This is a genomic window from Kineococcus auxinigenes (genome assembly GCF_050871525.1).
GTDB lineage: Bacteria > Actinomycetota > Actinomycetes > Actinomycetales > Kineococcaceae > Kineococcus.
Genome location: NZ_JBKBCT010000021.1, coordinates 13,288 through 33,668, shown reverse-complemented (window position 1 = coordinate 33,668; position 20,381 = coordinate 13,288). Strand labels below are relative to the sequence as shown.

Below are 20,381 nucleotides of genomic sequence, written 5' to 3'. Positions count from 1 at the left end.
GGCGGGGCCGGGCTCAGGCACTGCGCTCGGCGGCGGACCCCTCACCGCTCACGGGCAGGGCGTCGGCGTGCTCCACGCGGTCGCCGGCGGTGCGCATGTGCACGTTCATGGCGGCCTCCGCCGCTCGCGGGTCGTGCGCGGCGATCGCCTCGTACACCGCCCGGTGCTCGCGGCAGGCGGTCACGGCCTGCTCGCTGCTGCGCAGGCCCCGCTCGACCCAGACCCGCAGCAGCGAGCGCACGGTCTGCAACAGGTCGCTCATCACCTCGTTGCCCGCCGCCCGGGCCAGCTGCAGGTGGAAACCGGCGTCCGCCTCGATGAAGGCGGGCAGGTCCTCCGTGCTGGCCTCCATCGTCTCCAGGTGGACGCGCAGGAGCTCCAGGGTGTCCCCGTCGCCGCGCTCGGCGGCCAGGACGGCCGCGCGCACCTCCAAGGCGCTGCGCACCTCCGACAGGTGCGCGGTGTGCTCGGCGGAGAGCATCAGCCCCCAGCTGAGCGTGGTGGGCAGCAGCTCGGACATGCTGTCGCGGATGTAGGTGCCCGAGCCGGGACGCACCTGCACCAGGCCGAGGATCTCCAGCGCCGCCAGCGCCTCGCGCACCGCCGAGCGGCCCACGCCGAGGGACTCCGCCAGTCGGCGTTCAGGAGGCAACCGGGACCCGGGGGGGAACTGCCCCTGGGCGATGAGCGAGGTCATCTGGCGGGCGACCTCCGCGACCGCGGACCCTCGCGGGAGGGTCTCCAGCTCCAGCTCCAGCCGGGCGGGGTCGTCGTCTCGAAAGGCCGGCACGTCGTCACGCTAGCCCAGGGAGCACCGCGCAGGGCCCGCCGTCGAGGGTCGTCCCCGGAGGGGTCGACGTGCCCTCGCAGCGGGTGGTGCCCCACGGTCGCAGGTGCACGAGCCGGCCGGCGACGTCGAGGTGCCGGGTGGATCCGGTGAGCTCCGCGAGGAGGACGACGACCCGGCCGTGCCGCCGGGCCGCGACGATCCCGACGCCCGGCACCAGGGGGGTTCCCAACCGCTCCCAACCGCACAGCTCGCTGAGCTGCTGCAGCGGCCCGGCGGCGGGGAACGCGGTGCCGTCGGCCGCGCCGAAGCCCCTGGGACCCCACGTCTCGGCGTAGGTGATCGAGGCGACGCCGGCCACTGAGAACGCCTGGAAGGAGGCGATGAGCCAGGCGGCGAAGCCGCGGCCGGCCTGGCGCGGGTCGTCGGCCCGCCACACGTGCTGCGGCCCGGTGCCCTCGGAGACGACGTCGGCGTCCGCGGGCGGGCGGGGGGACGTGGCCACCGCGTTGAAGCGTGGGCGCAGGGTGACGGGGCCGACGTGCACCGGGCGGTCACCGGCGATCGCGACGGCCTGCTCGGCGGTCAGGCGCTGCGCGGCGAGGGACTCCAGCAGCTGGCGCCGGCCGGTGTCGTGCATCTGCGGGGTGCTGGAGAAGGTCAGCGCCGGCAGGTCCGCAGGCAGGTCGCCGTGGCGCCGGTTCAGCTCGGTGAAGTGCGCGCTGGTGCCGCCGGCCAGCGGCAGGTGGCCGGCGTGCCGCAGGAGGTGCTCCCACAGCGCGGGTGTCGTGGTGTGCCCGGCGGTGTCGTAGGCGGCGACCCGGGCGACGGCGGGCACGGGGCCGGTGGGGCCGGCGGCCGGCCCCTGCCGCAGCGCCGCGAGGACGGGCTCGAGCTGCGCGGGGTCCTCGGCGGTGATGCGCACGTCCAGCGGTGCGGCGCCGGCCTCACGGCGAGCGCGGGCCAGCACGCCGGGCCAGGCGCGACCGGTGGCGTCGAGCTCGACCAGCACAGGCCCGGTCCACCACGGGACGGGACCGGCGACGTCCCCGGGAGCGGTGGAGGCCCCCACCTGCAGCTGCGGCACCGGGCACCCGGTCGGGGCGAGCTCCACCCTGGTGGGGCCGGCGTCGGCGCGGTCGGCGGGAGCGGTCGCGCCGGCCGCGGGCGCCTCCGGCGCACCGGAGGCGCTCACCGTCAACTCGACCGCCTGCGAGAAGCGGTCGCCGGGCGCGACCGGCACGGGGAACGGCAGGTCCAGCGGGGTGCTGTACGTCTTGAACGAGGCGTCGGTCCAGTTGCGCTGGTCCTCCGTCTCGAACACGTCCCCCGCGAAGGTCAGGGACGCCTCGGCCCCGTCGGCGGTCCACGCCAGCCCCGCGACGTCCCGGGCGGGCTGGTGCGGGGCGATCGCGACCGGGAAGGCGGTACCGGTGCTGGTGCCGGCCGGGTGCAGCACGCGCAGCGCGGTGCCGGCCACCTCCGGCGGGTGCAGCACGACGATCCCGATCCGGTTGCGCCGGAACGCGCTCGCGACCCGGCCTTCGACGGCGTACACGACACGGTCACCGTCCACGGTGAGCACGCCCCGCCAGCGCACGTGCGCTCCCAGGTCCTCGTGCTCGGCCTCGAGCACCACCTGCAGGTGCTCACCCTCGACGGTCACCTCGGTGGCGACGGGGCGGGCGGGCACCGTGCGCCAGTCGTGGTCGCGCACCACCACGCGCAGGGAGCTGAGCAGGCGCCGCCCGCGGTGGGTGATGTCGTCCAGGTGCGTGCCGCGCAGGGTGAGGTTCCAGTCCCCGACCCGGACGGGACGTGCTGCCGGTTCGTCGTCGAGCCAGGCGTCCACCGCGTCCGCGGCCGGACCGGGGACGTCCGCGCTCACAGCGACGTCATCCCGCCGTCGACGCGGAAGATCGCCCCGGTGGCGAAGGACGCCTCGTCGCCGGCGAGGTACACCATGATCCCCTCCACGTCGGCGGGGGTCCCGGCTCGGCCCAGCGGCGTGCGCGAGACGATCGCCGCCCGCGAGGCCCGGTCCCCGGAGATGGCGCTCACCAAGGGGGTCTCGGTGTAGCCGGGCACGACGGTGTTCACCCGGATCCCCTCGTGCGCGTACGCGGCGGCGACCGTGCGCACCAGGCCGTGCACCCCCGCCTTGGAGGAGGAGTACGCGGTGAAGTCCTTGCCCTCGCCGTTCAGGCCGGTGGGACTGCCGGTGCAGATGATCGACCCGCCCCTGTTCCCGCCCTCGCCCCCGGTCATGGCGCGCACGGCGTGCTTGACGGTCAGGAACGTCCCCGTCAGGTTCACCTCGAGGGTGCGGCGCCACGTGTCGAGGTCCAGCTCCGCGATCGGTGCGTCCTGCCCGAACAGCTGCACGCCGGCGTTGGCGACGACCACGTCCAGGGGTGCTCCGTCGGCGAGCACCCGCGCGTAGGCGGCCCGGACGCTGTCCTCGTCGGTGACGTCCATGCGCACCGCCACCGCTGCGGGCAGTTCCCGCACGGCCTGCTCGGCGCCGTCCAGGTCGCGGTCGGCGAAGACCACCTGCGCACCCTCCGCCGCGAAGCGGGTGGCCACCGCCCGCCCGATGCCGGAGGCCGCCCCCGTCACCAGAGCGCGCTTTCCTCGAAGTCGCTCGCCCATGCTCACCCGTCCTCGTCGTCGAAGCGTCCCGGCGGGGCACCACGCTACCGCCGAGCAAGGCACCAGCAAACCGGTTGACCTTTTTTCGGTCAACCGGTTGACGCACTCCTCGCTCGTGTCGCAGACTCCTCGCACGGCGCAGCAGCCGTCGGCCGGGTCGGCAGGACCGAGGCCGCGCACCACCCCTCTCCGGCGCTCCGCCGGGCGAGCAGGGCGATCCCCCTGGGAGTCAGCGTGGACACCGCACCCTCCGGCGCACCCGCGCCACCCGCACCGAGCGGGACCACCCGCACCGGTGCGGGTTCGGGGACCTACGCGTACTTCTGGCGCGGTTCGCGACGAGTCGAGCAGCCGATGAGCATCACCGAGATGCTCCAGGACGCCGCCGGCCTGGGCGCGGAGGTCTTCCAGGTCTGCGACGAACCCCGCCTGGACCTGCTGGACGCGACCGGCCTGGCGGACCTGCGCCGCAGCGCGGACGACCTCGGCCTCGACCTGGAGGTCGGCACCCGCGGCACCCGCCCGGAGCACCTGCACCGCTACCTCGGGATCGCCGAGGTCCTCGGCGCACGACTGGTGCGCAGCATGTGGACCGCCGGCCCCGCCGACCCAGCGGATCGACCCGACCGCAGCGAGACCGAGCGCCGGCTGCGCGAGGTCCTGCCCGACTACGCCCGCGCCGGCGTCACGCTGGCGCTGGAGACCTACGAGCAGGTCCCCACCACCGCCCTGGTCGACGTCGTCGAGGCCCTCGGCAGCGAGCACCTGGGGATCTGCCTGGACCCGGCCAACACCGTGGCCGCCCTGGAGAACCCCGCCGACGTGGTCGCCCGCTGCGCCCCGCACGTGAAGAACTGGCACGTGAAGGACTTCGCCTTCACCCGGGCCGAGGGCTGGGTGGGCTTCACCCTCACCGGAGCGCCGCTGGGAGAGGGCCTCCTCGACCACGACGCCGTCTTCGCGGCCGTGGACCCCGTGCGTCGCGGCGTCAGCCGCATCGCCGAGCACTGGCTGCCCTGGCAGGGCGATCCGCAGACCACCACCCGCACCGAGGCCGCCTGGACGGCCACCACCCTCGCCCGGCTGACCCGCCCGGCCCCCGACTCCCACCCGCTCGAGGAGCACCAGCGATGACCGACCTGGCAGAACCCACCACGACCACCGGCACCGGCGCTGCGACCGTGGCGGTCATCGGCGCCGGCGGCAAGATGGGCATGCGCGTGTCGAACAACCTCGACACCAGTGCCTTCACCGTCCGCTACGCCGAGAACTCCCCCGCCGGGCAGGAGCGGGTGCGCGCCGCCGGCCGGGAGGTCGTCGACGCGCACGCGGCCGTCGACGGCGCCGACGTCGTGGTCCTGGCCGTCCCCGACGTCGTGCTCGGCCAGGTCTCCGAGGACCTCGTGCCGCGCATGAAGGACGGCTCGATCCTGCTGACCCTGGACCCGGCCGCCGCCTACGCCGGCTTGCTCGCCTCCCGCGACGGCGTCGCGCAGGCCGTGGCGCACCCCTGCCACCCCTCGGTCTTCCTGGAGCGGCGCACGGACGAGGAGTACGCCGACACCTTCGGCGGCATCGCCGCGCCCCAGGAGGTCGTCGCCGCCCTGCAGGTCGACGACGAGGGGGTGCGGGCGGTCGCCGAGCAGGTCATCACCACCATCTACGCCCCTGTCATCCAGGTGCACTGGGTCAGTGTGAAGCAGCTCGCCGTCCTGGAACCCACCCTGGTGGAGACCATCGCCTGCATGATCGGCGCCCTGCTCAAGGAAGCGCTGGACGAGACGGTGAACACCGTCGGCGTGCCCGCCGAGGCGGCCCGGGCGATGCTGTGGGGCCACGTCGGCATCGCGCTGACGAACGCGCTGCGCGGCTCGAACCCGTTCTCCGAGGCCTGCCACATCGCCATGGACTACGGCCGCGAGTCCATCGTCAAGGACGACTGGAAGAAGATCTTCCGCGACGACGAGCTCGACACCGTCATCGCCCGGATGCTCAAGATCGACGCCGTCCGCCGCTGAAACGCCGAAGCTCTCCGGCGCGCAGCGCCCGGTCGGTACACCCGCTCCACCGCGAACAGCGCTCCGAGGGCGCTGCCACGACTCGATCTCTCAGGAGAGAACATGCAACGGCGCACCTTCCTCACCGCACTGACGGCCACCGCCGGCGTCGCCGGGCTCACGGCGTGCGGTGGTGACGACTCCGGCGGCTCCGCCGACACCAGCACCCTGACGCTCGCGGCGATCGCCGCTCCCCAGCCGTGGGACCTGAAGGACGCAGGGCTGGGCAACAACACCCTGTACTACCAGCCCGTCTACGACTCGCTGCTGCTCCTGACCCCCGACGCTGAGCTCGTCCCGAACCTGGCGACGGAGTGGACCTACGACGAGTCGGCCACAGCCCTGACGCTGACGCTGCGCGAGGGCGTGACGTTCACCGACGGCACGCCCTTCGACGCCACCGCGGTCAAGGCGAACCTGGAGCACACCAAGACCGGCGCCAACGAGGCGGCGACGAACCTGGCGTCGGTGGCCGGCGTCGACGTCGTCGATGCCACCACCGCCGTCGTGCGCCTGTCCGCTCCCGACCCCTCCCTGCTGAGCAACCTGGCCACCGTGCCCGGGATGATGGCCAGTCCCGTGGCCATCACGGGTGGGAACCTGGCGACCACCCCGGTGGGCACTGGCCCGTACGTCCTGGCCGCCCAAGGCACCACCGCTGGCTCGCAGTACACCTTCACCCGCAACTCCGACTACTGGAACACCGACGCGTTCCCTTTCGACACCGTGGTGCTGCGGTACATGAGCGATGCGACCGCGCTGGCCAACGCGCTGCGGTCCGGCCAGATCGACGGCGGGCAAATCACCGACTTCAAGAACGGTGCGGCACTGCAGAACTCCGACCTGAACGTGGTCGAGTACGCACCCGGTGACGTGGATGGTCTCTACATCTGGGACCGCGCGGGCCAGATCGTCCCGGCACTGGCCGACGTCCGAGTGCGACAGGCCCTCAACCATGCCTTCGACCGGGCCGCGCTCGTGGAGTCGGCCAAGGGCGGCCTGGGGACCCCGACGACGCAGGTCTTCAACCCCGAGAGCGACGTCTACGACGAGGCGCTCAACGACCGGTACCCGTACGACGTGGCCAAGGCGAAGGCGCTGCTGGCCGAGGCCGGGTACGCCGACGGCTTCGACGTCACGATGCTGGACCTGTCCAACGGCTTCCCGGCTGCGCAAGCGGCCTTGACCGAGGCCTTGGCGGCGATCGGTGTGCGCGCGAGCTACGAGACCGTGCCGGCGGATCAGATCATCAACGAACTGCTCTCCGGCCGGTTCCCCATGGGGTACTTCATCTTGGCCTCCTTCCGGCCCTGGGACACCGTGCAGATCCAGTTCAAGCCCGACTCGCTGTGGAACCTTTCGCGGTATGAGGACCCGGCGGCCAGCGACCTCATCCAGCGCGCCCAGTCGGCACCGAGCGACGACGAGCGCGAGGTCCTGCTGCAGCAGCTGAACACTTACACCGTCGAGCAGGCGTGGAACGCTCCCTGGACCGCCCTGACGGCGTACTACGCCTCGTCCCAGGACGTCACCGTGCAGATGCGCACCTTCGCCACCGGCCCGTGGCTGTACGACTTCGAGCCGGCGCAGTGAGCCGAGTGGACGCTATGAGCGGGGAGCAGCCGTGCTGACCTTCATCCTGCGGCGCCTGGGTGCTGCGGTCGTCCTCGTCGTGGCGATCGCCACGCTGACGTTCTTCTTGCTGCACTTGACCGGCGGCAACCCGGCGCGCAGCATCGTCGGGCAGTCGGCCACGGCCGCGCAGGAAGCGCAGAAGGCCGCCGAGCTCGGCCTGGACCGCCCGCTGCTGGCGCAGTACTGGACGTGGCTGTCCGGCCTGCTGCGCGGTGACCTGGGCGCCTCCTGGTTCACCGGGCAGCCGGTCTGGCAGACCCTGTCCAACGCTTTGCCGGTGACCTTGTCCATCGTCGTCGCCGGCCTGCTGCTGTCCGCGGTGGTCTCCGTGCTGCTGGGCGTGGCCGCGGCCGTGCGTGGCGGCTGGATCGACCGGGTCCTGCAGGTCGTGGCGGTCGTCGGTTTCGCCGTTCCGGGCTTCCTCGTCGCTCTCGTCCTGGCGCTGTTCGTGGCGGTGCGGTGGGGGCTGCTGCCGGCCACCGGGTACGTGCGCTTCGGCGAGGACCCCGGTGCGTGGGCGCAGTCGATCATCCTGCCGGCCGTCGCACTGGCCGTGGGCGCCATCGCCGCCACCGCGCAGCAGGTGCGTGGCTCGATGCTCGACGTGCTGCGTCGCGACTACGTGCGAACCCTGCGCGCCCGCGGGATCAGCGAGCGCAGCCTGCTGTTCAAGCACGCGCTGCGCAACGCCGCCCCGCCTGCGCTGACGGTGCTGTCCTTGCAGTTCATCGGTCTGATCGGCGGGGCCGTCGTGGTGGAGAGGGTGTTCGGTCTCTCCGGCATCGGCACCGCCGCGATGTCCACCGCGTCCCAGGGGGATCAGCCGGTGGTGCTCGGCATCGTCGTGACCACCGTCGTGCTCATCGCCCTGGTCAACGTCGTGATCGACCTGGCCTACGGCTGGCTCAACCCGAAGGTGCGTGTGGCATGACCGTCCCCGCTTCCCACGGCAGCGCCGGCGCGGCACCGGCAGGACCTGCGATCAAGAGCACCACGGCGCCGAGCGCTGCCGCCCGCGTGGGCCTGGGTCGGCGCCTGCTGAAGGACCCCGCCGCGCTCGCCGCCCTGGTCGTCCTGGGCGTCGCGGTGCTGGTGGCAGTCCTGGCTCCCTGGTTGACCGATCAGGACCCGGCGCGCTCTTCGGTCGCTGACTCCCTCGCGCCGCCCGGGGGTGCCTACCCCCTGGGTGCGGACGGCGTCGGCCGCGATGTGCTGGCGCGCCTGCTGCACGGCACGCGCACCAGCCTGGTCGGTGCGCTCATCGCCACAGGTGTGGCCGTGCTGATCGGGGTGCCGACCGGCCTGGTAGCCGGGTACTTCCGCGGCTGGTTCGACGCCGTCTCCTCGTGGGTGGCCAACCTGCTGATGGCGATCCCGGCGATCATCCTGCTGCTGGTGGTGCTGGCCGTCGTGGGGCAGTCGACCTACCTGGCGATGGCGGTCTTCGGCGTGCTGATGGCCCCGGGCGTCTTCCGACTCATCCGCTCCTCGGTCTCAGCGGTGCGCGAGGAGCTGTACGTCGATGCCGCCCGCGTGGCCGGGCTGAGCGACGCGCGCATCGTCCGCCGGCACATCCTGCCCGTGGTGGCCGCCCCCACGATCATCCAGGCCGCGCAGATGCTGGGCCTGGGCATCCTGATCCAGTCCGGGCTGGAGTTCCTCGGCCTGGGCTCGGCGAACCAGCCGAGCTGGGGCTCGATGCTCTCCGATGCCTTCCAGAACATCTACCTGGCCCCGCGGCTGCTGCTGTGGCCCGGACTGGCCTTGGCCGTCACCGTCATCGCGTGCACCCTGCTGGGCAACGCACTGCGCGATGCGCTGGAGAACGTTGACGGTGGGAGCCGGCGTCGCCGCCGCGCTCGCGCTGCAGCATCCGGGACTGCACTCGTGGACACCCGCCCGCCCTCGGTGCCGCTGGGTGAGCTGACCGGGACCGAGGTGCTCGTCCTGCGCGAGTTGCGCGTGTCCTACCCCCGCTCCGACGGCGGTACCTCCACCGTCGTCGACGGTGTCTCCCTGGCGGTGCGCCGCGGCGAGGTGCTCGGTCTGGTGGGCGAGTCCGGGTCGGGCAAGAGCCAGACCGCCTTCTCCGTCCTGGGTCTGCTGCCCGCGGAAGCCTCCGTGGACGCCGCGGAGATGACCTTCGACGGCACGTCCCTGGTGTCCTTGACCACGACCCAGCGCAACAGGATCCGGGGGATGCGCATCGGGTACATCCCGCAGGAGCCGATGAGCAACCTGGACCCCTCCTTCACCATCGGTTCGCAGCTGATCGAGCCCATCCGCCAGCACCTGGGCCTGTCGAAGGCCGCGGCGAAGGAGAAGGCGCTGGGCCTGCTGGCCCGCGTCGGCATCACCGACCCCGTCCGCGTCTTCGACTCCTACCCGCACGAGGTCTCCGGCGGCATGGCCCAGCGCGTCCTGATCGCCGGTGCGGTCTCCTGTGAGCCGGACCTGTTGATCGCGGACGAACCCACCACCGCTCTGGACGTCACGGTGCAGGCCGAGGTGCTCGACTTGATCCGCTCCCTGCAGCAGGAGCGCAACATGGCCGTCCTGCTGGTGACGCACAACTTCGGGGTCGTCGCCGACATCTGCGATCACATCGCGGTCATGCGGACCGGGCGGATCGTGGAGCAGGCACCGGCCCGTCAGCTCTTCGCCGCCCCGCGGCACGAGTACACCCGGATGCTGCTGGACTCCACCCTGGACGACACCGAGCCGCGTCCACCGCTGGGCACGGGTTCCCGTCCGGCCCGCGCCACGACCTCCGAGGGAGCCCGCCCGTGAGCACGCACGCCAGCGCGCACAGCGCTCCGAGCCGTCCGGCCGGTGACCGTTCCCTGCTGGAGATCGGCGACGTCGTCGTGGAGTACCCCGGCAAGGGGTTCCGGTCCAAGCCGTTCCGCGCCCTGAAGGGCGTCAGCTTGGACATCTCCGCCGGCGAGACCGTCGGTCTGGTCGGTGAGTCCGGCTCCGGCAAGACCACCCTGGGGCGCGCCGTGCTCGGCCTGGCTCCGGTCACCGCCGGGCAGGTCCGCTTCGACGGCCGGGTGATCTCCGGGCTGGGCAAGGCCGAGCGGCGTGCCCTGTCCGACGACATCCAGGTGGTGTTCCAGGACCCGTACACCTCGCTGAACCCGGCGCTGACGGTCAACGACATCCTCACCGAACCGCTGCTGGTAGCCGGCGCCTCCCGCACCGACGCCGACAAACGGGTGCGCGACTTGCTCGACGAGGTACGTCTGCCCGCCGACGCCGGCCAGCGCCTGCCCCGGGAGTTCTCCGGCGGTCAGCGCCAGCGCATCGCCATCGCCCGGGCCCTCTCTCGCAGGCCCCGTCTGATCGTGTGCGACGAGCCGGTCAGCGCCCTGGACCTGTCGACCCAGGCACGCGTGCTGGACCTCTTCATCGAGATCCAGGAACACACCGGGGTGGCGTACCTGTTCGTCACCCACGACCTGTCCGTCGTGCGACACATCAGCCACCGCGTGGCGGTGATGTACCGCGGCGAGATCGTCGAGACCGGCGAGTCGGGCAAGGTGACCGGTGACCCTGATCACCCGTACACCCAGCGGCTGCTGCTGGCCGCGCCCGTCGCGGACCCGGAGCGTCAGGCACGGCGACGCGCGGAGCGCCAGCGGCTCCTCGCCGTGCAGGCCGAGCAGGACGAGCAGGCCGGCGCCGGCATCGGCGCACGCGTCAGCGTGGCCGGCGACGCACCGGCCTGACACCAGCGCCGCGAGGGCCGGGTGCCGGTGGAGCCGCGCACCGGGCACACCAGCGCCCACTCACGGCAGTCAGGCCCCGAGCAGGCACCCCAGCAACCACCATCGGCACCGAGCACGAGAAGCGAGCGGCGAGCAGCATGGGCTACAGCAAGGACTCCCCCGTCAAGGACATCCTGGGCGACCCGCAGGCGCGGCGCCTGGTCGAGCAGGCACTGCCCGGTGTCCTGAACTCCCCCATGGCCACCCAGTTGACCGGCTTCCCCGTCGGGGCGCTGGTCGCGCACTCCCCGGCCATCCAGGACGACGAGCAGGCCTTGAGCGCGCTGTGGGAAGGGCTGGCTGCTCTCGACGGCAGCCCGGCCCTGCGCGCGCACCGCCCGTTCCCGCAGCCGGCGCAGCACTACGAGGATGCCTCCGTACCGCTGGGTTCGGCGACCGTCTCGCACACGGGCAGCGGCCGGGCGCGGGAACCGTACGAGGTGCAGCTGGACGGCCCGACCCACGGCAACCCCTTCGTCGACGTCGAGGTCAGCACGACGTTCACCTGCGGTGAGCGGGAAGTGGTCGTCGGCGGCTTCTACGACGGCCGGGGCCGCTACCTGGTGCGCTTGCTGCCCGAGACCGCCGGCGCGTGGTCCTTCCGCACCTCCTCCACCGCCCGCTCACTGGACGGCATCGTGGGCACCTTCACCGTCGAGGGCGCTGCCGAAGGGCAGCACGGTCCGGTGCACGTGGACGGCTTCCACTTCCGACACGACGACGGCACCCGCCACACCCCGCTGGGAACCACCGCCTACGCGTGGATCCACCAGGGTGCCGACGTGCGCGAGGCGACGCTGCGCACGCTGGAACGGGCGCCGTTCACCAAGCTGCGCATGTGCGTCTTCCCCAAGTCGTACCTGTACAACAGCAACGAGCCGGAGCTGTACCCCTACCCGCGTGGTGAGGACGGTCAGTGGGACTTCACCCGCTTCGAGCCGGCGTTCTTCGCGCACCTGGAGGAGTCCATCCGGCAGTTGGGCCAGCGCGGCATCGAAGCGGACGTCATCCTCTTCCACGCCTACGACCGCTGGGGCTTCTCGGACATGGGCGCCGCGGCCGACGACCACTACGTGCGCTACCTGGTGCGCCGCCTGGCCGCCTTGCCCAACGTGTGGTGGTCGATGGCGAACGAGTACGACCTGCTGTGGGCCAAGACCGAGGACGACTGGGAGCGCATGGCCGCCCTCGTCGTGAAGGAGGACCCGGTCGGACACCTGCTGTCCATCCACAACTGCGGGCCGTTCTACGACTACACCCGGAAGTGGATCACCCACTCCAGCGTCCAGCGCATCGACGTCTACCGCACCGCGGAGAACGTCGACGAGTGGCGACGGCAGTGGGGCAAGCCCGTGGTCGTCGACGAGTGCGCCTACGAGGGCGACCTGGACCAGGGCTGGGGCAACATCAGCGGCCAGGAGATGGTGCGCCGCTTCTGGGAGGGAGCGGTGCGCGGCGGCTACGTCGGCCACGGCGAGACCTACTACCGCGACGACGAGCAGATCTGGTGGGCCAAGGGCGGGCAGCTGACCGGCGAGTCCCCCGAACGCATCGCCTTCCTGCGCCGGATCCTCGAGCAGGCCCCCGACGGGGTCCTGGACCCGCTGCCCTCGGACTGGGACGTGCCGTGGGCCGGCGTGGCCCAGCAGCAGTACCTGCTGTACTTCGGGTTCGGCAGGCCCCGCTTCCGGTCCCTGGTCCTCCCCCCCGGCAACGCCTACTACGTGGATGTCATCGACACCTGGAACATGACCGTGCAGCGCCTGCCCGAGACCGTGCAGGGTGCTTGCCGAGTGCCACTGCCCGGACGCGAGTTCATCGCGCTGCGCCTGACGCGCGCCTGAGCACCGGCGCGGTTCCCCGTCCGCGCTCAGGCGGTGGACGCGCACGAGCGCGGCACCAGCTCGCAGCGACCGTGCGCGCTCCCGCCAGTGGCCCTTCCCCCGACACCCCGATCCCCCGCTGCGGAAGGTTCCTGCCGTGACGACCCCCTCGAGGCCGTGGTTCAACCCGGTCGTGCCGGGGTTCCACCCCGACCCCAGCATCTGCGAGGTGGGCGGCACGTACTTCCCGGCGTGCTCCACGTTCGAGTTCCTGCCGGGCATCCCGCTGTTCACCAGCACCGATCTGGTCACCTGGACGCCCGTCGGCCACGTCGTCACCCGAGCCGGGCAGTTGGAGCTGTTCGACGTGCCCACCGCCGGCGGTGCGTGGGCGCCGACGCTGCGCCACCACGACGGGCGCTTCCACGTCGTCGTCACCGACGCGATGGGGCGCGGCAACCTGCACTTCACGTCCGAGCGGATCGAAGGGCCCTGGTCGGATGGCACACCGATCACCGGTGTCGACGGCGAGCCGCTGGACGGCATCGACCCGGACTTGACCTGGGACGCCGACGGCACCTGCTACCTGACCTTCTCCGGCCTGCTGCTGCGCGACGCGGCAGCCGGCGGCGTGCGCCACCTGGGCATCCAGCAGGTGCGCCTGGACCTGACTGGCGGCAGGGCGCTGGAGGGACCGCGCTCGCTGTGGTCAGGCACCGGCGGCATCTTCCCCGAAGCGCCGCACCTGTACGAGATCGAGGGCACCTGGTACCTGCTGGTGGCCGAGGGCGGCACCGAGCGCGGCCACGCCGTGAGCATCGCGCGCGCCCCCTCCCCGACGGGGCCGTTCACCGGCTGCCCGGGCAACCCGCTGCTCACCGCCCGCGGCACCGACCGACCCGTGCAGAACACCGGTCACGGCGACCTGTTCCGCGCTCCCGACGGGTCCTGGGCGATGGTGCTGCTGGGCGTGCGGCCCCGTGGCATGGTGCGCTCCTTCTCACCCATGGGCCGTGAGACGTTCGCCGCGTCCGTGCGCTGGACCGCCGACGGCTGGCCCGAGGTCGACCCCGTCGCGCTGGACGCCCCGCGACCGCACGTGGTCGAGCACGACGACTTCGACGACGAGCAGCTCGCCCTGCCGTGGATCTCGGTGCGCCGCCCCGCGCAGGAGTTCTCCTCCCTCACCGAGCGCCTCGGGTGGCTCGTGCTCGCCGGGGACGGCTCCACGATGGACGAGGCGCGCCCCTGCTTCGTCGGCCACCGCCAGCAGCACGAGGCCATCGAGGTCCGCGCTCTCGTCGACGCCGGCGGAGGCGTCGGGGCTTGAGCATCCGCATCGACGAGGACAACCACGTCGACGTCGAGCTCGACAACGGCCCCGACGGCCCGGTGGTGCGCGCCCGCGCGGTGCTCGCCCGCGTCGTGAGACCTGGCAGGCGCCCGCACCGGCCGGACCCGTCGAGCTGCACCTGGCGACCGTGCCGCCGTCGGCCGGGTTCGGGCTGCGCTCGATCACCTGCGACCTGGTGCGGGCCGGTTTCCTCGGGCCCGACGGGCTCGTGCAGCTCGCGGAGGTGGACGGCAGGGCCACGACCGCCGAGACCGCCGGCTCCTTCACCGGCCGCTGCGTCGGCGTCTACGCCACCACCGGCCGCGTGGCGGTGGACCGCTTCACCTACGAAGGCCAGGACGACCCCCGCTGACCCCGGGGCAGGACGGAGAACGACGTGGCAGTGATCTCGTTCAACGACGGCTGGGTCTGCCGGGCCCCCCTGGGCCCCTTCGCAGCGGGAGGTGAGGGCGCCCCTGCGGTGCCCGTGCGCCTGCCGCACGACGCTCTGCGCGACGCCCAGCGCAGCCCCGAGGCACCGTCGGGAGGAGCCGGGGCGTACTACCCGCCGGGGGCGTTCACCTACCTGAAGTCCTTCACGGTCCCCGCCGAGTGGGAGGGCCGCGTGGCTCGGCTGGAGGTGCAGGGAGCCTTCCGCCGAGCACAGGTCTTCTGCAACGACGAGTTCGCCGGCAACCGGGCCGACGGCTACGCCCGCTTCTTCGTGGACCTGACGCCGTACCTGCGCCACGGGCGCGAGAACGTCCTGCGCATCGAGGTCCGCTCCGGGCAGGACTCGCGCTGGTACTCCGGCGCGGGGCTGCACCGCCCGGTGCTGCTGCACGTCGACGCCCCCGTGCACGTGGTGCCGGACGGGGTGCGGGTCAGCACCCTGCGGCTGGAGGAGGACCAGGCCGTCGTCGAGGTCGCCACGACGGTGGCCAACGCGGGCTTGAGCACGCGCACGGCCGTGCTCAGCACCACCGTCACCGGTCCCGACGGGCGGCAGGTCGAGCGGGAGGACACTCCCGTGACCCTGGCGCCCGGCGAGCGATCGCTGCTGCGTCAGCGCCTGTACCTGCAGGACGCGGCCCTGTGGAGCCCCGATCAGCCGTCGCTGCACACCGCACGCGTCGGTCTCGGAGGTGATCCGCTCACCGATGTCCTCGTCACCTTCGGGGTCAGGACCGTCACGGTGGATCCCCGCAAGGGCCTGCGGATCAACGGTGATCCAGTGCTGCTGCGCGGTGCCTGCGTCCACCACGACAACGGCCCGCTCGGTGCCGCCGCCGTCGGTCGCGCGGAGGAACGTCGCGTCGAGCTGCTCAAGGCGGCGGGGTTCAACGCGATCCGTGCAGCGCACAACCCCCTCTCCCCCGCCATGCTCGACGCTTGCGACCGTCTGGGGGTGCTCGTCGTGGACGAGGCCTTCGACGTGTGGACGCGGTTCAAGACGCCCTACGACTACGCCGCGGACTTCCCGCAGTGGTGGGCCGCCGACCTGGAGGCGATGGTCGCCAAGGACCACAACCACCCCAGCGTCGTCATGTACTCCATCGGCAACGAGATCGTCGAGGTGGGTACCGCGCACGGCGCCCGACTGGCCCGCACGATGGCTGAGCACGTGCGCACCCTGGACCCGACACGCCTGGTGACCAACGGCGTGAACATGCTGCTCGCGGTGCTCGACGACCTGCCGGCCGTCCTGGAACCCGACGGCGGGCTGAACGAGGCGATGGCGAGCATGGACGACGCCTTCAGCACCATCGGGGCCAGCGAGGCGGCGACCCGCCGCACCACCGAGTCCAGCGCCGCCCTGGACGTGCTGGGGTTGAACTACGCTGAGAGCCGCTACGCGAAGGACCGCGAGCTCTTCCCGCACCGCGTGATCGTCGGCTCCGAGACCTTCCCGTCCAAGATCGGCACCCTGTGGCCGCTGGTGCTGCAGAACCCCAACGTCATCGGCGACTTCACCTGGACCGGGTGGGACTACCTCGGTGAGGTCGGCATCGGCGCCACCGCGTACGCGGAGGACCCGCAGGCCGTCGCCGCCCTGGAGCGCGAGTACCCGTACCTGACCGCCTGGTGCGGCGACCTGGACATCACCGGCTGGCGCCGTCCGATCTCCTACTACCGCGAGATCGTCTTCGGGTTGCGCACCGAGCCGTACATCGCCGTCCTGCGCCCGCAGCACCACGACCACACCGTGACCATGCAGTCGCCGTGGGCGTGGAGCGATTCGGTGTCCTCGTGGACCTGGCCCGGCCACGAAGGCGCGCCGGTGACCGTCGAGGTGTACGCCGACGCCGACGAGGTCGCGCTGCTGCTGGACGGCACCGAACTGACGCGTGCAGCGGTGGGCGCGCAGCGCCCCGTGATCGCCACCTCGGAGACGGTCTACCGCCCCGGCGAGCTCGCGGCCGTCGCCTACCGCGGTGGCCGGGAAGTCGGTCGAACCTGCCTGTCCACCGCCCGGGGTCCCGCGCGGCTGGTGGTGACGGTCGACCGTGAGCGGCTGCGGGCCGACGACGCCGACCTGGCGTTCGCGAGCATCGAACTGCGCGATGCCGCCGGGCGCCTCATCACCGGTGACGACCGCCCCGTCACCGTGCAGGTGGACGGAGCAGCCGTGCTCGCGGGCATGTGCAGCGCCGACCCCGGGACGGCGGCACGGTTCGACGCCTGCACCTGGACGACCTTCGACGGCCGCGCTCTCGCAGTGCTGCGCCCCACCCGCGCTGGCAGGGTCGGCGTCACGGTGACCTGCGGCGCGCTGGAGCCGGTGACCCTGGCCCTGACGGCGGAAGAGATTCCGGCGCAGCGTTGATCACGGTGGCGCGGCGCAGCTTGGCGAAGAAGTCCTCCAGCAGGTAACGGGTGTCGAACTCCTCGCACACCAGGAGCGTGCGCTCCGGGTCGGCGCCCCCGGTCATCGTGCACTCCTCGGTGAACCGGGGCGCCACCCGCCGCCGCCACACCGCTCCCTGCGGGTTCAGCACCGCCCCGATGGCGGGCGAGTCCCCCAGGGAGCGGTGCTCGATGGCCCGGGGGTGGTGCTCGTCGTTCCACGCGACGAGCTGGTCCACGAGGTAGCGGCCGACGCGGCCGCACGGGGCCACCCGCTCCTCCAGCTCCGCGTACCCGACGCCGACGCGCGTGTACACCGAGCGCGGCACCTGCCACAGCTCGACGCCGCTGCCGAACACGACGTTCGCGGCGTGCACGTCGTTGCTGAGGTTGAACTCCGGCTTCGGCCCGTCCCAGACCCCGTCGTAGGACGGCCCGCCGATCCAGACGACCGTCAGGTCGCGCTCGGCGATCCGCGGCTCCAGCAGCAGCGCCGAGGCCATGTCGGTCAGCGGGCCCAGGAACGCCACGAACAGGGGGCGGTCGTCGTCGGCCAGCGCCTCCTGCACGATCAGGCGGGCACCGGGACTGTCCACGGGGGTGCGCTCGTCCGGCAGCGCGACCGGGGCGCCGTCCGCGACCCGGACCGAACCGGAGCGCCCGAGCAGTTCCAGCAGCAGGTCCACCTCGGCGCGGCTGTCCGCCGTGCTCGTCGCCGAGCGGCCGGTGCCGAAGTGGGCCGGCACGATCCCGCGCACGTCCAGCGTCTCGGACAGCAGCGCGTGGACGACCGCGTACTGGTCGTCCGCCTCGTTCTTGGCGTCGGTGTCCACCACCAGGCGAACGGTCGTGGTGGTCCTCCGGGTCGTGGCCACGGCGCCTCCCGTCGTCCCGGTGCTGGTCCCCGCGACCGTAGCCCACCGCCGGCGGACGGCACCATGGACCGGTGCTGACAGCAGTGGAGATCATCACGGGGACCGTGCTCGTCGTCCTCGTCCTCGTCGACGCCCTGGTGACCACGTTGTCCGTGAGCACCGGGGCCGGGCCGCTGACGAGGCGGGTCACGGGAGCGCTGTGGCGGGCCGTGCTGTGGCGCCACCCCCGGGGCCGGGAGGGCACGCCGCTGCGGTTCTCCGGGGTGCTGATGCTGACGGTGACGGCGTCGACGTGGGTCCTGCTGCTGTGGGCGGGGTGGTCGCTGCTGTTCCTCGGCAGCGGCGCGGTCGTGAACTCCACGACCGGCCGGGCCGCGGGGATGCTCGACACCGTCTACTTCGCCGGCTTCTCCACCGCCACCCTCGGCGTGGGCGACTACACCGCGAACCAGCCGGGGTGGCGGTTGCTCGCCGCGGTCGCCGGCTTCACCGGTTTCCTGCTGATCACCCTCGCCGTCACGTACCTGCTCTCGGTGGTTCAGGCCGTCGTCGCCGCCCGGGCCCTGGCGGTGCACGTCTTCGCCCTGGGCGCGCACCCCCAGGAAGTGGTGGCGCGCGGCTGGAGCGGTGGGCGGTTCAGCTCCGCATTCACCCAGCACCTCGTGAACCTCAGCAGCGAGGTGGCCCAGGTGGCCGAGCAGCACCTGGCCTACCCGGTGCTGCACTACTGCCACACCGGCAGGGCCGGGGCAGCGGCATCGCTGGCCGTCGCGACCCTGGACGAGGCCGCGCTGATCCTCAGCGCCGCTGTCGCCGCGGACGCCCGCCCCGACGACAGCACCGTGGCGCCGGTGCGGGAGGCCGTCAGCGGCTACGCGCGGACCGTCGCCGCCACGTCGGCCCTGGTGCCCACCCCCGACGCACCGCCCGCCCCCGCGCTGACCGCGCTCGCGGAGGCGGGTGTCCCCCTCACCGACGGCGGCACCTTCGAGCGGGCGGTCCGTGCGCAGGGCGACCGGCGCGCCGGGTTGCGCCGGGTGGTCGAGAACAGCGGCTGGACCTGGCCGCAGACCGGGTGACGCAGCGGGCCGCCGACCCGCTGCGTCGGGGCCGGTTCAGCGGCCGCTCACTGCACGTCGCCACCGGCGGTGCCCCCGGCGTACGTCTGCGCCGTGCCCGTGGACGTGCGGCGCGGCATGAGCAGCCCGAACAGGACCATGCCGGCCCCCAGGCCCAGGTGCAGCCAGTCGTCGGCGGTGTTCAGCGGCACGAAGTTCGCCTGCGCGTCCTGGGCGACGACGAGGCCGTACACCCACAGGCCCAGGTAGGCGGCGCCACCGACGAGCAGGTACGCCTTCGCGGCGTCCGACCAGCGGGCCAGGACCACCCCGAGCACGCCGAAGAGCAGGTGCAGGACGTTGTGCAGGACGGACACCTGGAAGACGCCCAGCAGGTGCGCGTGGGAGTCGGGCCCGGCCCAGCTCAGCTGCCCGTAGTCGGTGGTGATCCCCGGGATGAAACCCATCACCCCCACGAGCAGGAAGGCGATCCCGACCAGGAGCGAGGTCAGCGAGACGGGCGAGCGGTGGACGGACAGCCGGGACGACGTCGACGTGCGGGTGCTGCTCACGGAGGACCCCCAGGGCGTGGGCGGGCCGGCCCGGGCGTTCGAGCCGTCCCCTCCCACGGTAGGCACCGCGGCCGGGACGGCAAGGCGAGCGGCGCCGGAACCCCCCGTCGCGGCGGCCGGTCGCCGGTAGGGTCGGCGACCGTGCCGGCGACCGCCTCTTCCGTCCTGGCCTCCCCCGTCCTGGCCTACCCCGTCCTGGTGGTCGCCGGTTTCCGCCGCTACTCCGCCTACCGGGCCGCCACGGCGGCCGGGGCGCTGGCGAACACCGTGTTCGGTGCGATCAAGGCCGCCGTGCTGACCGGGACCGTCGCCGCAGCGGGCGGTTCCGTCGCCGGGTACGGCATCGCGCAGGCCGCGACGTTCGCGTGGGTCAGCCAGGCCCTGCTCGCCCCCCTGTCGGTCTTCGCCGACGACCACCTGGCGCGGCGGGTGCGCACCGGCGACATCGCGGTGGACCTGGCCCGGCCGGTGGACCCGCAGCTGGCCGCCTGGGCGGAGGACCTGGGGCGCGCCGCGTTCCAGCTGCTGCCGCGCGGCCTGCCGCCGCTGCTCGTCGGGGCCCTGAGCACCGGCCTGGCGCTGCCGGGCGAACCCGGCGGCCACCTGCTGGGCCTGCTGTCCCTGGTGCTGGGGGTGTCGATCTCCTTCGCGCTGCGCTGGGCCGTGGGCCTCACCGCGTTCTGGCTGGTGGACGTGCGCGGGATCCTGCTGCTGTACACGGTGTGCGCGACCGTCCTGACCGGGTTGGCGGTGCCCGTGGCGTGGTTCCCGCCGTGGCTGGCGGCCCTGGCGGCGGCCACCCCGTTCCCCTCGGTGCTCCAGGCACCCGCGGACGTGTTCACCGGCGTGGTCACCGGGCCGGCGGCGCTGGGCGTCGTGGCCGTGCAGCTGGCGTGGCTGGCGGGGCTCGTCCTGCTCGGGCGGGTCCTGCTGGCCGCCGGTTCGCGGCGGCTGGTGGTGCAGGGTGGCTGA

The 20,381-nt window shown here is 72.9% G+C and carries 17 protein-coding genes; 12 read left to right on the top strand and 5 right to left on the bottom strand.

Features of this window, described 5'->3' with window-relative positions:
* Nucleotides 1–13: 13 nt before the first annotated feature.
* The 3 genes from ACRYR9_RS08390 to ACRYR9_RS08380 are packed head-to-tail and all read right to left on the bottom strand — an operon-like array spanning nt 14 to nt 3,439.
* The gene (locus ACRYR9_RS08390; protein WP_432494719.1) at nt 14–790 is read right to left on the bottom strand and encodes a FadR/GntR family transcriptional regulator; all 777 of its coding nucleotides are present in this window, start codon (nt 788–790) and stop codon (nt 14–16) included.
* A gap of 4 nt (nt 791–794) precedes the next feature.
* Entirely contained in the window at nt 795–2,675 is a 1,881-nt protein-coding gene (locus ACRYR9_RS08385) for a hypothetical protein (protein ID WP_432494717.1), read from the bottom strand.
* Nucleotides 2,672–3,439 carry an SDR family NAD(P)-dependent oxidoreductase gene (locus ACRYR9_RS08380; protein WP_432494749.1) on the bottom strand — a complete coding sequence of 256 codons (768 nt, stop codon included), beginning with the start codon at nt 3,437–3,439 and terminating at the stop codon, nt 2,672–2,674. Before ACRYR9_RS08380 ends, ACRYR9_RS08385 begins: the two co-directional genes overlap by 4 nt.
* A 354-nt stretch (nt 3,440–3,793) precedes the next feature.
* Here ACRYR9_RS08380 and ACRYR9_RS08375 point away from each other — a divergent pair, with 354 nt between their 5' ends.
* The 10 genes from ACRYR9_RS08375 to ACRYR9_RS08330 all read left to right on the top strand — a co-directional run bounded on the left by ACRYR9_RS08375 (nt 3,794) and on the right by ACRYR9_RS08330 (nt 16,884).
* Nucleotides 3,794–4,573 carry a sugar phosphate isomerase/epimerase family protein gene (locus tag ACRYR9_RS08375; protein WP_432494747.1) on the top strand — a complete coding sequence of 260 codons (780 nt, stop codon included), beginning with the start codon at nt 3,794–3,796 and terminating at the stop codon, nt 4,571–4,573.
* A complete protein-coding gene (locus ACRYR9_RS08370; RefSeq protein WP_432494715.1) occupies nt 4,570–5,457 on the top strand; it encodes a phosphogluconate dehydrogenase C-terminal domain-containing protein in 888 nt (295 codons plus the stop codon). The genes ACRYR9_RS08375 and ACRYR9_RS08370 overlap by 4 nt, the downstream gene beginning before the upstream one ends.
* A 102-nt stretch (nt 5,458–5,559) precedes the next feature.
* Nucleotides 5,560–7,089: an ABC transporter substrate-binding protein gene (locus ACRYR9_RS08365; RefSeq protein ID WP_432494713.1), complete on the top strand. Its 1,530-nt coding sequence runs from the start codon at nt 5,560–5,562 to the stop codon at nt 7,087–7,089.
* Nucleotides 7,090–7,120: 31 nt separating this feature from the next.
* Nucleotides 7,121–8,062 (top strand): ABC transporter permease, encoded by a 942-nt coding sequence (locus ACRYR9_RS08360; RefSeq protein ID WP_432494711.1) that lies wholly within the window; start codon nt 7,121–7,123, stop codon nt 8,060–8,062.
* Nucleotides 8,059–9,921 (top strand): dipeptide/oligopeptide/nickel ABC transporter permease/ATP-binding protein, encoded by a 1,863-nt coding sequence (locus tag ACRYR9_RS08355; protein WP_432494709.1) that lies wholly within the window; start codon nt 8,059–8,061, stop codon nt 9,919–9,921. Before ACRYR9_RS08360 ends, ACRYR9_RS08355 begins: the two co-directional genes overlap by 4 nt.
* Nucleotides 9,918–10,862, top strand: a complete 945-nt coding sequence (locus tag ACRYR9_RS08350) for an ATP-binding cassette domain-containing protein (protein ID WP_432494707.1) — start codon at nt 9,918–9,920, stop codon at nt 10,860–10,862. The genes ACRYR9_RS08355 and ACRYR9_RS08350 overlap by 4 nt, the downstream gene beginning before the upstream one ends.
* A gap of 137 nt (nt 10,863–10,999) precedes the next feature.
* Nucleotides 11,000–12,745: a DUF5605 domain-containing protein gene (locus ACRYR9_RS08345; RefSeq protein WP_432494705.1), complete on the top strand. Its 1,746-nt coding sequence runs from the start codon at nt 11,000–11,002 to the stop codon at nt 12,743–12,745.
* A gap of 136 nt (nt 12,746–12,881) precedes the next feature.
* Nucleotides 12,882–14,054 (top strand): glycoside hydrolase family 43 protein, encoded by a 1,173-nt coding sequence (locus ACRYR9_RS08340; protein WP_432494703.1) that lies wholly within the window; start codon nt 12,882–12,884, stop codon nt 14,052–14,054.
* A gap of 151 nt (nt 14,055–14,205) precedes the next feature.
* Nucleotides 14,206–14,430: a hypothetical protein gene (locus ACRYR9_RS08335; RefSeq protein ID WP_432494701.1), complete on the top strand. Its 225-nt coding sequence runs from the start codon at nt 14,206–14,208 to the stop codon at nt 14,428–14,430.
* Between the two features lie 24 nt (nt 14,431–14,454).
* A complete protein-coding gene (locus tag ACRYR9_RS08330; protein ID WP_432494699.1) occupies nt 14,455–16,884 on the top strand; it encodes a glycoside hydrolase family 2 TIM barrel-domain containing protein in 2,430 nt (809 codons plus the stop codon).
* Here ACRYR9_RS08330 and ACRYR9_RS08325 read toward each other — a convergent pair.
* Nucleotides 16,811–17,779, bottom strand: a complete 969-nt coding sequence (locus ACRYR9_RS08325) for a nucleoside hydrolase (protein WP_432494697.1) — start codon at nt 17,777–17,779, stop codon at nt 16,811–16,813. The two genes, ACRYR9_RS08330 and ACRYR9_RS08325, sit on opposite strands and share 74 nt — an antisense overlap.
* A 71-nt stretch (nt 17,780–17,850) precedes the next feature.
* Here ACRYR9_RS08325 and ACRYR9_RS08320 point away from each other — a divergent pair, with 71 nt between their 5' ends.
* Nucleotides 17,851–18,858 (top strand): ion channel, encoded by a 1,008-nt coding sequence (locus ACRYR9_RS08320; protein ID WP_432494695.1) that lies wholly within the window; start codon nt 17,851–17,853, stop codon nt 18,856–18,858.
* Nucleotides 18,859–18,905: 47 nt separating this feature from the next.
* Here ACRYR9_RS08320 and ACRYR9_RS08315 read toward each other — a convergent pair whose 3' ends face one another.
* A complete protein-coding gene (locus tag ACRYR9_RS08315) occupies nt 18,906–19,409 on the bottom strand; it encodes a DUF4383 domain-containing protein (protein WP_432494693.1) in 504 nt (167 codons plus the stop codon).
* 141 nt (nt 19,410–19,550) lie between these two features.
* Here ACRYR9_RS08315 and ACRYR9_RS08310 point away from each other — a divergent pair, with 141 nt between their 5' ends.
* Nucleotides 19,551–20,381: an ABC transporter permease gene (locus ACRYR9_RS08310; RefSeq protein WP_432494691.1), complete on the top strand. Its 831-nt coding sequence runs from the start codon at nt 19,551–19,553 to the stop codon at nt 20,379–20,381.